General features: G+C 39.9%; 1 pseudogene. It reads left to right on the plus strand.

Annotated elements, in window-relative coordinates:
• Positions 1-531, plus strand: a pseudogene (locus OKC24_RS19900) (phage tail protein); the annotation flags it as partial.

A 531-nucleotide genomic window follows, 5' to 3' on the forward strand; every position in this document is an offset into this window, starting at 1 on the left:
TTGGGGTATTTATACAAAGCTTTATTTCTGCGGCAATGATGTTGCATATGATCAAACGGAATATATCGTGGGTGAGGAAGTTCTAGTTGCCGCACTCACAGCTACACCGTCTGGTTTGCAGGAGCTAAATGGTTCAATTGCAATTCAAATGAAAGCTCGTGCATTTAGGCCATATCCGCCAGCTAATGTAAAAATTAATGGTGAATATTGGCCTGAAGAAATTGAAACTGACTTAATTTTAACGTGGGTAGACCGCAATCGCGTGCAGCAAACTGGCGGTGAAATTTTAAGTTGGTTCGATGATGGTGTAACGATTGAGACAAGTACTCAAACTCATTTGATTTTGACACAGTTAGATGAACACAACCATGCAATCGCGACTACAAATGTCAATGTGACAGGTGCTGCGAGTTACACAATGCCAATTTCTTCAATGCAAGCAGATGCAAGAACAATTGCGATTGTACTTAAAACGTTGCGTGATGGATTTGAGTGCTTAAATCCTTTTTTTCACACTGTTGAATTATCTCA

The organism is Acinetobacter entericus, assembly GCF_026168575.1.
Taxonomy (GTDB): domain Bacteria; phylum Pseudomonadota; class Gammaproteobacteria; order Pseudomonadales; family Moraxellaceae; genus Acinetobacter; species Acinetobacter bouvetii.